The organism is Arthrobacter senegalensis (genome assembly GCF_059091765.1).
Window position 1 is genome coordinate 1 of sequence record NZ_JBNHGZ010000007.1, and the last position, 13054, is coordinate 13054.

Below are 13054 nucleotides of genomic sequence, written 5' to 3' on the forward strand. Positions count from 1 at the left end.
GACACACCACAGGGGCGGCACGCCACGGCACTTTCAACCAATAAATAATTGGTATCAACAAACTTGGCACACTATTGAGTTCTCAAACAACAGGAGCGCCCGGCACCAGGACGACCCTCTCAGGCCCTCCATCGCTCCGGAGCAACTTTTCTAACTTACCCGCGCCGGCAGTTCTTGTCAAACCGCCCGGTCCCGCTCCGCCCGTTGGCAACTGCCTTCGGCCGGTTCGGCGAGGCGGCCTTACCGCCCTGCGCGGCTTTAAACTCTAGCACCGGTCGGCGCGGATGTAAATTCCGCTGCCGTTCATCCTTCCTCCACCCTGGCCGGGCCACCGGCAGCCGGCTTCAGGTACACCACGCCCAGCGGCGGCACCCGGAGCGTCGCAGAAGCGGGGCTGCCCTTCCAGCCGCCTTCCACGGCGGTGACCGCACCTGCGTTGACCACTCCGGATCCGCCGTATTCGGCGGAATCGGTATTCAGGGCCTCGTCCCATTCGCCCGCCCACGGCATTCCCAGCCGGAACCCTTCGTGCGGGGCCCCCGAGAAGTTAGCCACGCAGACGAGCGGGTTTCCGTGCTGGTCCCAGCGGATGAAGGACAGCGTGTTGTGCGCGCCGTCGTTCTCGTCGATCCACTGGAAGCCGGCCGGCTCATTGTCGCGCTCGTACAGGGCCGGCGTGGAACGGTAGATCCCGTTGAGGTTGCGGACCAGGTGCTGCAGGCCCTTGTGCGGAACGTTTTCGGAGAGCCACCAGTCCAGCCCGTGCTGCTCCGACCATTCCGACTCCTGGCCGAATTCGGTACCCATGAAGATCAGCTGCTTGCCGGGATGCGCCCACTGGAAGGCCAGGTAGGCGCGCAGGTTGGCCAGCTGCTGCCAGCGGTCGCCGGGCATCTTGCGCAGCATCGACCCCTTGCCGTGGACCACCTCGTCATGGCTGATCGGCAGCAGGAAGTTCTCCGTGTAGGCATAGACCATCGAGAAGGTGGCCTTGCCGTGGTGGTACATCCGGTTGACCGGGTCCTCGGCGATGTATTCGAGCGTGTCGTGCATCCAGCCCATGTTCCACTTCAGGCCGAAGCCGAGGCCCCCCGCGCTGGTCGGGCGGGTCACGCCGTCGAACGCGGTGGACTCTTCCGCGATCATGACGATGCCCGGCACCCGCTTGTACGCGGTGGCGTTGACTTCCTGCAGGAAGGAAATGGCTTCCAGATTTTCGCGGCCGCCATGGATGTTGGGGACCCACTCCCCGTCATTGCGCGAGTAGTCGAGGTACAGCATGGAGGCCACCGCGTCCACCCGGAGTCCGTCGATGTGGAACTCCTCCAGCCAGTACAGCGCGTTGGCGACCAGGAAGTTCCGCACCTCGCGGCGGCCGAAGTCAAAGATCAGCGTGCCCCAGTCCGGGTGTTCGCCCAGCCGGGGGTCTGCGTGTTCATACAACGGCTGGCCGTCGAACCGGGCCAGCGCCCACTCGTCCTTGGGGAAGTGTGCCGGGACCCAGTCCAGGAGGACTCCGATGCCGGCCTGGTGCAGCCTGTCCACGAGGTACTTGAAGTCGTCGGGGTGCCCGAAGCGCGAGGTCGGCGCGTAATAGGAGGTGACCTGGTAGCCCCACGATCCGCCGAACGGGTGCTCGGCCACCGGCATGAACTCCACGTGCGTGAAGCCCTGCCAGCTGACGTATTCGGCGAGCTGGTCGGCCAGCTGCCGGTAGTCCAGCCCCAGCCGCCACGACCCCAGGTGCACCTCGTACACGCTCATCGGCCCGTTGTGCGGGTCGCGGGCGGCACGCCGCTCCATCCATTCCTGGTCGCCGAAGCGGTAGTGCGATTCGACCACGCGGGACCCGGTCAACGGCGGGACCTCGGTCCAGCGGGCCATCGGGTCGGCCTTCTCCCGCCACTGGCCGTCCTGGCCCAGCAGCTCGTACTTGTAGACGGCACCGGCCTCGACGCCGGGGATGAACAGCTCCCACACGCCGGATCCGCCCATGGAACGCATCGCGTGCCGGGCGCCGTCCCAGTGGTTGAAGTCGCCCTTGACCCGGACCGCGCGGGCATTCGGCGCCCAGACGGCGAAGCTGGCCCCGGACGTGTCGCCCAGCGCGGAGTTGTAGCGGCGCACGTGGGAACCGAGCGCGGTCCACAGGGTCTCGTGCCGGCCCTCGCCGATCAGGTGCAGGTCGATTTCGCCCAGGCTGGGCAGGTAGTGGTACGGATCGTCGCTGATGGCGGGAGCACCGCCGTCGTACGCCACCTCGAGGCGGTAATCCGGGACGCGTCCCGGATCATCGGCCGGGAATACCGCCACCCAGATGCCCTCGTGCTCGTGTTCCATCGGCACGCGCAGTGACGGCGTGATCACCGTGACGGAGTCGGCCAGCGGACGCCGGGTGCGGACGGTGACGTGTCCATGGTCGTCCAGGTGGGCACCGAGCACTGCGTGCGGCTGGTGGTAGGACCCGTGCGCGACGGCGGAGAGCACCTCCGGCTCGACACGCACCGGCGTGCGGGAGCGGCTGCCCGACGGCGATGCCGGTCCGGGGGTGCCGGCCGCGCCGGAAGTGTTGGCCGCGCCGGAAGTGTTGGCCGCGCGGGAAGTTGCCGGGACGGAAGTTCCGGCCGCGGACGCACCCGCGAAGGCGGGAGCTACCGGCGCCGCTGCGCCGACTGCGGCAGACGTCCGGCCGCTTCCGGGCCCGGTGCCGGTGCCCGCCAGTGGTGCCAGGGCCTCGCGTACGCCGCGGACCGGCACCTGTACCCAGCGCGGGCGGTTGCGCTGTTCGTACACCACTTCATAGAGGGCCTTGTCCAAAAGCAACGCGCGGAAGAGCGTGGAGGACGTGTCCACCGGTTCGCCCGTCCCCTCCCGGTAGCCGTCCAGGAAGGCGGAGCTGGCCTGCGCCGCCCAGTTGTCGGCGGCGGCGCCGGCCGCATCGTCGGGCTCCGCGAGCCGGGCAACGCCGGCGGCGTAATCAAACGAGCGGAGCATGCCCACCACATCGCGCAGCGGCACGTCGTCGGTGCCGCGGTCGCCCATGGGCCGCAGCGGTTCGCCCTCGAAATCAAGCACTACCCAGCCCCGCTGTGCCGAGAACAGCACCTGGCCCAGGTGGTAGTCGCCGTGGATCCGCTGCAGCTGAGGAAGCTCGGTCACCTGGTCCAGCCGGTCCAGCAGTTCCTGCACCGCGTCGTCCAGGGGCCCCACGGACGCCCCGGCTTGGGCCCAGCCCCAGCGGATCCGTTCCGCCAGCGCGGCCTTGAACGCCTCGACGGCCTTGGCGTCCGCCGGGGAGGCGCCGGCCGCGTCGCGCAGGCTGCGGTGGATCCGTCCGGTGACGGCGCCGAGCTCGCGGGCCTGGGAGCTGAAGTCCGTGCCGTCCAGGGCGGAGCCCGACGCGGTGCGCCACGCATCCTGGCTGTCCGGAATGAATTCCCGCAGCACGCTCAGGTGTCCGGTGTCCCAGAGGCGGTCGCCGCCGTCGTTGTCCTGTCCGGGAGTCAGCCAGCCGCCGGTCACCCAGCCGTAGGTGACCGGGACTTCGCGGCACCCGGCCTCCGTGAGCAGCACACCGACCTCGACGTCCGGATTGGTGCCGGCTTCCAGCACGCGGAAGAACTTCACGATCAGCGGACCCTGGTCGGACTGGACCACCACCGAGGTGTTCGACTGCTCACCCAGCAGCACGGAGGCCTGCAGCCCGGTGGTGAACTCCGGCCAGGAATCGAATCCGGCCCCGGCGTGGCCGCGGGTATGCCCGTCGCCCGTCACCGACTGCCGCCGCATCAGTTCCAGCCAGGCGGCCACGAACACCGGGTCGTGGGCGCCGTCGTAAATCCAGCGCTCTTCGGTACCGCCCGCAGTACCGCCCGCGGCGCCGCCGGCCGCCCCCGCGGTACCGCCCGCCGGCTTGTCCGGCCCAACGGTCTCGCCCTCTTCGCGGGTTGCCGCCCACGTGTCCTCGGAGCCCTGCTGCACGCGCCCAAGCAGGGCCGCCTCCCCGCCGGCCATGGGCTCCCGGCGGTAGCTCAGCGGCACGTTGACCACGTGGACGGCGTCGGCAGTGTGCACGGCCACGATGTGCACTTCCAGTCCCACCGCCCCGGCCGGGTCCTGCAAGCGGATGCCGCCCAACCGGCGCAGGACCGACTCTTGGCCCTTGGCGGGGAACCAACGCTGGGCGGGGAGCCACTGGTGCAGCAGTTCGGGCAGGCTCGGCGTGAAATCAGGCATGTGATGCCACCTCTGTTCCTTCAGTCGCGGGTCTGATGACTGGGAGTGTCTCGGTCTGTGGAGATGCCGGGTTGGACGCGGCCGAACGCAGCCGCAACCAGAAAAAGTCGTGGCTGCCCAGCGTCAGCGTGAGTTGGCCGGCGTCGTCAAAGGCCGGGAAGGGGACGCCTCCAAACGTGTCGCGCAGCCCCCGGCCGGCAAATTCGGGCAGCCGCAGCGGTGCCGCCACGGGGTGCTGCGACAGGTTGAACACGCACAGCAGCACCTCTTTCTCCAGGCCTTCCGGATTGTCCTCCGGCAATTCGCGCAGAAAGGCCAGCACAGATTCGGAGTCCACCGGCACGTTCCGGTAGGTGCCCAGGCCGAAGGCGGGATGGGCCTTGCGCACGGCCAGCATCTGGCGCACCCAGTGCAGCAGCGAACTGTTGTGCGCCAGCTGCGCCTCGACGTTGACGTAGTTGTAGTGATAGACCAGCGACTGCACCACCGGCAGGTACAGTTTGCCGGGGTCCGCGGTGGAGAAGCCGGCGTTGCGGTCGGGGTTCCACTGCATCGGGGTGCGGGAGGCATCGCGGTCTTCGAGCCAGATGTTGTCGCCCATGCCGATCTCGTCCCCGTAATACAGGAACGGGCTGCCCGGCAGCGACAGCAGCAACGCGTGAATCAGTTCGATCTCGGCGCGCGAGTTGTCCAGCAGGGGGGCCAGCCGGCGGCGGATTCCGATGTTGGACCGCATCCGGGAATCCGGCGCGTACCAGCCGAACATCGCCTCACGTTCTTCGCGGGTGACCATTTCCAGCGTCAGTTCGTCGTGGTTGCGCAGGAACGTTCCCCACTGGGCCCCGGCCGGGATCGCCGGAGTCTGCTCCATGGTGGCGATGATCGGGGCGGCCTTCTGGTCCCGGAGCGCGTAATACAGCCGCGGCATGATCGGGAAGTGGAAGGCCATGTGGCATTCGGGGCGCAACCCGCCGTCGCCGTCCGGCTGGCCGAAGTATTCCACCACCTCGTGTGGCAGCTGGTTGGCTTCGGCGATGATCACGCGGCCGGGGTATTCCGTGTCCACCAGTGCGCGCAGGTCCTGCAGGAAGGCGTGCGTTGCGGGCAGGTTCTCGCAGTTGGTCCCGTCTTCCTCGAACAGGTACGGGATGGCGTCCGCGCGGAAACCGTCAATCCCCTGGTCCAGCCAGAAGCGCACGACGTCGAACAAAGCCTCGATCACCTTGGGGTTCTCGAAGTTCAGGTCCGGCTGGTGGCTGAAGAAGCGGTGCCAGTAGAACTGCCGCCGGATCGGGTCGAACGCCCAGTTCGAATCCTCGCTGTCCACGAAGATGATCCGCGCGTCCTGGTATTTCTCGTCCGTGTCGGACCAGACATAGAAGTCTCCGTACGGCCCCTCCGGGTCCCGCCGGGACTGCTCGAACCAGTCGTGCTTGTCCGACGTGTGGTTTATCGGCAGGTCGATGATCACCCGGACGCCGCGGGCGTGGGCCTCGGCGACCAGGCGTTTGAAGTCGCCGATGGTGCCGAACTCGTCCAGCACGTCGAAGTAGTCCGCGACGTCGTACCCGCCGTCCCGCAGCGGGGACTTGAAGAACGGCGGGATCCACAGGCAGTCGACGCCCAGCCACTGCAGGTAGTCCAGCTTGTCGATCAGCCCGGAGAAGTCGCCCGATCCGTCCCCGTTGGAGTCCGCGAAGCCCCGCAACAGCACCTCGTAGAACACTGCCTTGCGGTACCAGTGGGGGTCATGCGTCAGCCCCGGAGCGTGCAGCTGGAAGGGGCCGGCCATCAGCGGTTCCTTCGGATGTGCAGGATGTGGGCGGGTTCCACGTGTGCGTCCAGCCGCACGTAGTTGTGTTCGCCCCAGCGCCAGCTCTGCCCGCTGAGCAGGTCATCGACCCAGAACGTGCCGTCGTCGTTAAGGTCCTCCTCCCGCAGCCCCAGCGCCGCCAGGTCCAGCGAGACCGTCGATTCGCGCGCGCTGTGCGGGTCCACGTTGACGACGACGATGATCGTGTCCCGCCCGCCGCCGTGGCTTTCGGGCAGGTGCGCCTTGTGCTTGGAGTACACCACCGTGGCCGGGTCGGTGCTGCGGTGCACGGTGAGGTTGCCCAGGTCGCCCAGCGCCGGGTGGGCCCGCCGGATGGCATTGAGCCGGGTCAGGTACGGGGCGAGCGAGCGCCCTTCGGCCTCCGCGGCGGCGAAGTCGCGGGCCTTGTATTCGTACTTTTCGTTGTCGATGTATTCCTCGGCGCCCGGCCGGGCCACGTGCTCGTAGAGTTCGTAGCCGGCGTAGACGCCCCAGAGCGGGCTGGCCGTGGCCGCCAGCACGGCCCGGACCTTGAACGCGGCGGGGCCGCCGTACTGCAGGTACTCGGTGAGGATGTCCGGGGTGTTGACGAAGAAGTTCGGCCGGAAGAACGGCGCCGTCTCGTGGCTGATCTCGGTGAAGTACTCCTCGATCTCTTCCTTGGTGTTGCGCCAGGTGAAATAGCTGTAGGACTGCTGGAAGCCCGCGCGGCCCAGCGCGTGCATCATGGCCGGCCGGGTGAAGGCCTCGGCCAGGAACACCACCTCAGGGTGCTCGCGGTTCACCGTGCCGATCAGCCATTCCCAGAACCACAGGGGCTTGGTGTGCGGGTTGTCCACCCGGAAGATCTTCACGCCGTGCGAAATCCACAGCTTCACGATCCGCAGGACCTCTTCGGACAGGCCGCGCGGGTCGTTATCGAAGTTCAGCGGATAGATGTCCTGGTACTTCTTCGGCGGGTTCTCGGCGTAGGCAATCGTGCCGTCGGCCCGCGTGGTGAACCATTCGGGATGCTCGGTGGCCCACGGGTGGTCCGGGGCGGCCTGCAGCGCCAGATCCAGGGCCACCTCCATGCCGAGCGCCTCGGCGGCGGCCACGAAGGCATCGAACTGCTCAAATCCGCCCAGGTCGGGGTGGATGGCGTCATGCCCGCCGTCCTTGGATCCGATGGCCCACGGCGATCCGGGGTCGCCGGGCCCGGCGGTCAGCGTGTTGTTCGGTCCCTTGCGGTTGACCTCGCCGATCGGGTGGATGGGCGGCAGGTACACCACGTCGAAGCCCATGGCCGCGACGGCCGGAAGCCGCTCGGCCGCCGTCGTGAAGTCGCCGGAGGTCCAGCGCCCGTTCGCCGGGTCGTAATGCGCGCCCTCGGAGCGCGGGAAGAATTCGTACCAGGCGCCACGGCCGGCCCGTTCACGCTCCACCAAAATGGGGTACCGCTTCGAGGGGCTCACCAGGCTGCGGATCGGATGGCTGTTCACGGCGTCCAGCACGGCGTCCGAGGTTCCTGCGGCCAAACGTTCATGCACGGTGAGCGATCCGTCGGCGAGCGCGGCGGCGGCGTCGCGCAGCACCTGCGAGTTGCCGTCCGGCCGCCCGCCCTGGCCCGCGGCCTGCTCCAGCAGCAGCCGGCCCTCGGCCAGCATGAGGTCCACGTCCACGCCGGCGGCGATTTTCACCTCGGCGTTGTGCCGCCAGGTGGCGTAATTGTCTCCCCAGCCTTCCACGTGGAAGGTCCAGAGGCCGGTGCCGGTGGGCCGGAGGGTTCCATGCCAGCGGTCGGTGCCGGGCGTGCCGGGCGTCAGCCTTGCCCGCTGGACGGGCCGGCCGTCCGGGTCGAACAGCACCGCGGTCGCGCCGATCTTGTCGTGCCCCTCGCGGAAGACGGTGGCGGCTACCTCCAGGTCCTCGCCCGGTATCGCCTTGGCCGGAAACTCGCCGCCGCCGACCACGGGCCAGACGTCGACCACCGGGATCCGGCCGAACTTCAGGCGGGGGGCTGGCTGGGTCGTACTCTGCTCCTGCATCGAAGTCGTCACAAGACAGACGTTAGCGAGATTCCTTCCCGATTGCGAAGGATCCCCACGCCCTGCGACCGGGTTGACGGCCAGTTCGACGCGCATTCACCCGCCGGCCATCAACGGCGCAGGGGATCTGCGCTAGCCTAGGCCGGGTGAAGGCAATCCGCAGATTTACTGTCCGAACTGTCCTCCCCGAGAGCATTGCTCCGTTGGCCCGCTTGGCCGGCAACCTCCGCTGGTCCTGGCACCGGCCCACCCAGCAACTCTTTGAACAACTGGATCCTCAGGCCTGGTCCGAGGTGCGCCAGGATCCCGTCGCCCTGCTCGGCTCGTTCACCCGCGAACGGCTGCGGGCGCTGGCCGACGACCGGGACGTCGTCGCGCGGGTGCGGGAACTGGACGCCGACCTGGAGCAGTACCTGACCGAGGACCGCTGGTACCAGACGCTGGGAGCGGACGCACCGGCGTCGATCGCCTATTTCTCCCCCGAGTACGGCATCTCCCATGTGCTCCCGCAGTACTCCGGCGGCCTGGGCATCCTGGCCGGCGACCACCTGAAGGCCGCGTCCGACCTGGGCGTGCCGCTGGTGGGCGTGGGCCTGCTCTACGCCGCCGGCTACTTTAAGCAGTCGCTGAGCCGCGACGCCTGGCAGCAGGAGACGTACCCCGTCCTGGACCCGGACGGCCTGCCGCTGACGCTGCTGCGCGAGCCTGACGGGCAGCCGGCCCAGGTCACGCTGCCGCTGCCGAACGGCCGCAGGCTCGGCGCCTACATCTGGCGCGCCGACGTGGGCCGGGTGCCGCTGCTGCTGCTGGACTCCAACATCCCGGGCAACGACGAGGCCGCCCGCGGCATCACCGACCGGCTCTACGGCGGGGGCGGCGACCACCGCCTGCAGCAGGAACTGCTGCTGGGCATGGGCGGCGTGAAGGCGCTGCGCATCCACCAGCGGCTCACGGGCGCCCCGGCGCCGGAGGTCTTCCACACGAACGAAGGGCACGCGGGCTTCCTGGGCATCGAACGCATCCAGGAGCTGGCGGCCGCCGGGCTGACGTGGGACGAGGCCTTGGCCGCCGGCCGCGCCAACACCGTGTTCACCACGCACACGCCGGTGCCCGCGGGCATCGACCGGTTCGACAAGGCGCAGATCCAGCATTTCTTCAGCGCCGGCCTCGCCCCGGACGTGCCCACCGCGAAGATCCTGGAACTCGGCGACGAGAATTACGACGGCGGAGATCCGTCCAAGTTCAACATGGCCGTGATGGGCCTGCGGCTGGCACAGCGGGCCAACGGCGTGGCCAAGCTGCACGGTGTGGTCTCCCGCGGCATGTTCTCCGGGCTCTGGCCGGGCTTCGACCAGGAGGAAGTGCCGATCACCTCGGTGACCAACGGCGTGCACGTGCCGACCTGGGTGGACCCGCGGATCGCCGAGTACGCGCGGTCGGCGTTCGGCGACGAGCCGGTGATCGCCCGCCAGTGGGACCGGGTCTACGACGTGTCCGACGAGGACATCTGGGCGCTGCGCCGAAGCCTGCGGACGGCCCTGATCGAGGATGTCCGCCGCCGGCTGCGGGCCGCCTGGAAGAAGCGCGGGGCCGCGGACGCGGAGCTGGCGTGGACCGACGCCGTGCTGGACCCGGACGTGTTGACCATCGGTTTCGCCCGCCGGGTGCCGACCTACAAGCGGCTGACCCTGATGCTGCGCGACCCGGCCCGGCTCAAGGCGCTGCTCCTGCACCCGAAACGGCCCATCCAGCTGGTCATCGCCGGCAAGTCCCACCCGGCGGACGAACAGGGCAAGCGGATGATCCAGGATCTGGTCCGCTTCACCGACGACCCGGAGGTCCGGCACCGGATCGTGTTCCTGCCCAACTACGACATCGCCATGGCCCGCACGCTGTTCCCGGGCTGCGACGTGTGGCTGAACAACCCCCTGCGCCCCTTGGAAGCCTGCGGGACGTCCGGCATGAAGGCAGCCATCAACGGCGGGCTGAACCTCTCCGTGTTGGACGGCTGGTGGGACGAGATGTACGACGGCGACAACGGCTGGGCGATCCCGACGGCGAACCCGTCCACCGATGCAGGGACCGCGGACATGTTCAGCGCGGACGATCGGGACGATATCGAAGCAGCCGCGCTCTACGACCTGATCGAGCACCACGTGGCGCCCCGCTTCTATGCCGCCGAGGTCTCCGAGGGCGCTGGGGCGGCCGGCCCGTCCCAGCCGATAGCCGACGATGCCGTACCGCACCAGTGGATCGCCATGATCAAGCACACGCTGGCCAATCTGGGTCCGGCGGTTTCCGCCGAACGGATGCTGCATGACTATGTGGAGCAGCTGTACCGTCCCGCCTGGGCATCCGGCCGGACGGCCCGGGCCGACGATTTTGCGGCGGCGAAGGAACTGGCGGCGTGGACCAGCCGTGTGCATGCAGCCTGGGCCGACGTGTCGGTGGAGCACGTGGACTCGCTCGGCATCACGGACGAGCCGCAGATCGGCGAATCGCTGACGGTCAATGCCTATGTCCGGCTCGGCTCGCTGGCGCCGGACAGCGTCACCGTCCAGGTGGTGCATGGCCAGGTCACCGAAAACGACGACCTCGCCCAGACCTCCAGTGACGAACTTGCCCTCGCCGAACAGCTGGGCGATGGCCGCTATCTCTTCACCGGCCCGGTCACCATCGACCGATCGGGGTCGTTCGGGTACAGCGTGCGGGTGCTGCCCAAACACCCGGCGCTGGCAAACCATGCCGAACTCGGACTGGTGTCCAACGCCACCGGCTGATCCACGGGCAGCGCCCGTTGCCGCTCGCGCCCGTCGCCCGCCCGGGCGGCGGGCGCGAGTGGCAACAGAACGGCTGAAACGTAGCTATCCGACAGTTTCTTTAAATCGGCCGGGACCCCCCGTTTCATGCCGGATTAGAGCGGAAATGTGCTGCTTCGTACGTCCTTCTGTGTGACTCACCCCTTTATTATCAGCATGCTGACTAATAGCATGAGGGTGTTCCGTCCGAATGGACTACGAAGGAGGCGAACATGGGCACGAGTACCGAGCGGGAGGCACCACCGCCGGACCACGGGGACAAGCCGCAGCAACCGCAGCAAGTAAAAAAGTCTTCGTGGAAGTACATCCTCCGCAAGACCATTCGGGAGTTCTCCGACGACAACTGCACCGATCTTGCGGCGGCGCTCACGTACTACGCGGTGCTGTCCCTGTTCCCCGGCCTGCTGGCGCTGGTTTCCATCCTGGGCTTGGTAGGGCAGGCGGAACAAACCACCAACGCCATGATGAACATGCTGGGGCAGGTAGCACCCGGCCAGGCCGTTGATGTCATCCGCCAGCCGATCCAGCAGCTCGCCACTTCCCAGGGAGCCGGGCTGGCGTTCGTCGTCGGCCTCGTAGGCGCGATCTGGTCGGCATCCGGTTATGTCACCGCCTTCGGCCGGGCCATGAACAGGATCTACGAGGTCGAAGAAGGCCGCCCGTTTTGGGTGCTCCGCCCGATGATGCTGTTGGTGACCCTCGTGGTGCTGCTGTTGGCCGTCCTGACGCTGCTGATGCTGGTCGTGTCCGGCCCGGTGGCGGAGGCGATCGGCTCGGTGATCGGACTCGGCGAGGCGGCAGTGACCGCCTGGAACATCGCCAAATGGCCGGTCGTCGTCATCTTCGCCGTGGTGATCGTGGCCGTGTTGTACTACGCGACGCCTAACGTGAAGCAGCCGAAGTTCCGCTGGATGAGCCTGGGCGCCCTGGTCGCGCTGATCGTGCTGGCCCTGGCGACCTTGGGCTTCGCCTTCTACGTAGCCAACTTCGGCAACTACAACGCGACCTACGGAGCCATCGGCGGGGTGATCGTCCTGCTGCTGTGGTTCTGGCTGGCCAACCTCGCCCTGCTGTTCGGCGCAGAGTTCGATGCCGAGACCGAACGCGGCCGCGAACTGCAGGCCGGCATGGCCGCCGAAGAAAACATCCAGCTTCCGGTCCGCGATAACCGCAAGATCGAGAAGAATGCCGAGAAGGAAGAGGAGGACATTGCACGGGGGCGCGATCTGCGCCGCGAGCACGCGCATTCCCACGAGGAATCCCGTGAGCATAGCTGACCAAGATCAGGACTGACAGGAAGAACCCGACTAGGAAAAGGAATTGCCATGACCACGAATCCACATTCCGGCAGTTACGACGAGGGCGCTCCCGTTTACCCCACAGGTGGCACGGCCGTACCGCCGCCGTCGAACCCGCCCTCAACCGGCCAGTCCAGGAGCGAAACCGCCAAGACCGAGGCACGGGAAGTAGGGCGTGAAGGGGCCGAAGCCGGCCAGCACGTTGCGCAGACGGCCAAGGACGAGGCAAAGCAGGTGGCGTACGAAGCCAAAGACAAGGCCCGCAACCTGATGTCCGAACTGGGCGACGGTGTCCGCGGCCAGGCCAACACGCAGCAGCAACGCGTGGCTTCGGGGCTGCGGTCCATCGGGGAGGAGCTAAACTCCATGGCCCGCAACTCGGAACAGTCCGGACCGGCGACTCAACTGGTCAGCCAGGTGGCGGGCCGGGCCGACTCAGTCGCAGGATGGCTCGAGAACCGCGACCCGGGATCCCTGCTGGACGAGGTCAAGCGTTTTGCCCGACGGCGGCCCGGAGCCTTCCTGGCGATCGCGGCGGGGGCCGGCGTCTTGGCCGGGCGCCTGACCAAGGGCCTGACTGCCGACAGCGGAGCAGGCAGCGGCTCCATGACCGGCAGGAGCGTGGGCACGCACCGTGCAACCACCGGTTCCGTCTACGACACGGCAGGAACGGGCAGCTATGAGGCCCAAAGCGCCGCCGGCTTCGCGGCGCCGGGAGCGCAGACGGGTTCCGCCCTCGGCGGCGCCCCGGCACAGCCCGAAACCACCTACCCTGTGGGCGAACCGCCCGTCGGTGGCCGAGGCACCGCGATCCCGGAGCGGAACCCCTATGAGGACGGAGGGACTCGATGAGTCACCAGC

At 68.1% G+C, this 13054-nt stretch carries 6 protein-coding genes; 3 read left to right on the plus strand and 3 right to left on the minus strand.

The window, feature by feature from the left end:
* Window positions 1-303: 303 nt before the first annotated feature.
* Genes glgB through AC5RVG_RS16595 form a run of 3 tightly spaced genes read right to left on the minus strand, consistent with a single transcriptional unit; the run spans window position 304 to window position 8076 of the window.
* Complete coding sequence (glgB, locus tag AC5RVG_RS16585) at window positions 304-4236, minus strand: 1,4-alpha-glucan branching protein GlgB (RefSeq protein ID WP_494014725.1); 3933 nt, start codon at window positions 4234-4236, stop codon at window positions 304-306.
* Window positions 4229-6028, minus strand: a complete 1800-nt coding sequence (treS, locus tag AC5RVG_RS16590; RefSeq protein WP_494002334.1) for a maltose alpha-D-glucosyltransferase — start codon at window positions 6026-6028, stop codon at window positions 4229-4231. Before treS ends, glgB begins: the two co-directional genes overlap by 8 nt.
* Window positions 6028-8076 (minus strand): alpha-1,4-glucan--maltose-1-phosphate maltosyltransferase, encoded by a 2049-nt coding sequence (locus tag AC5RVG_RS16595; RefSeq protein ID WP_494014769.1) that lies wholly within the window; start codon window positions 8074-8076, stop codon window positions 6028-6030. Before AC5RVG_RS16595 ends, treS begins: the two co-directional genes overlap by 1 nt.
* Window positions 8077-8222: 146 nt before the next feature.
* Between AC5RVG_RS16595 and glgP the strand changes: the two genes are divergently transcribed.
* The 3 genes from glgP to AC5RVG_RS16610 all read left to right on the plus strand — a co-directional run bounded on the left by glgP (window position 8223) and on the right by AC5RVG_RS16610 (window position 13045).
* Complete coding sequence (glgP, locus tag AC5RVG_RS16600; protein ID WP_494014726.1) at window positions 8223-10856, plus strand: alpha-glucan family phosphorylase; 2634 nt, start codon at window positions 8223-8225, stop codon at window positions 10854-10856.
* Window positions 10857-11107: 251 nt separating this feature from the next.
* On the plus strand, window positions 11108-12172 hold the full coding sequence (locus AC5RVG_RS16605; RefSeq protein ID WP_494002332.1) for a YihY/virulence factor BrkB family protein: 1065 nt from the start codon (window positions 11108-11110) through the stop codon (window positions 12170-12172).
* Between the two features lie 48 nt (window positions 12173-12220).
* Complete coding sequence (locus AC5RVG_RS16610; RefSeq protein ID WP_494002331.1) at window positions 12221-13045, plus strand: hypothetical protein; 825 nt, start codon at window positions 12221-12223, stop codon at window positions 13043-13045.
* The last annotated feature ends 9 nt before the right edge of the window (window positions 13046-13054 follow it).

What these genes read in the sequence shown, in the direction of transcription:
- glgB (WP_494014725.1), bottom strand. Translation starts at nt 4,236, where the DNA reads ATGCCTGATTTCACGCCGAGCCTGCCCGAACTGCTGCACCAGTGGCTC.
- treS (WP_494002334.1), bottom strand. Translation starts at nt 6,028, where the DNA reads ATGGCCGGCCCCTTCCAGCTGCACGCTCCGGGGCTGACGCATGACCCC.
- AC5RVG_RS16595 (WP_494014769.1), bottom strand. Translation starts at nt 8,076, where the DNA reads ATGCAGGAGCAGAGTACGACCCAGCCAGCCCCCCGCCTGAAGTTCGGC.
- AC5RVG_RS16605 (WP_494002332.1), top strand. Translation starts at nt 11,108, where the DNA reads ATGGGCACGAGTACCGAGCGGGAGGCACCACCGCCGGACCACGGGGAC.
- AC5RVG_RS16610 (WP_494002331.1), top strand. Translation starts at nt 12,221, where the DNA reads ATGACCACGAATCCACATTCCGGCAGTTACGACGAGGGCGCTCCCGTT.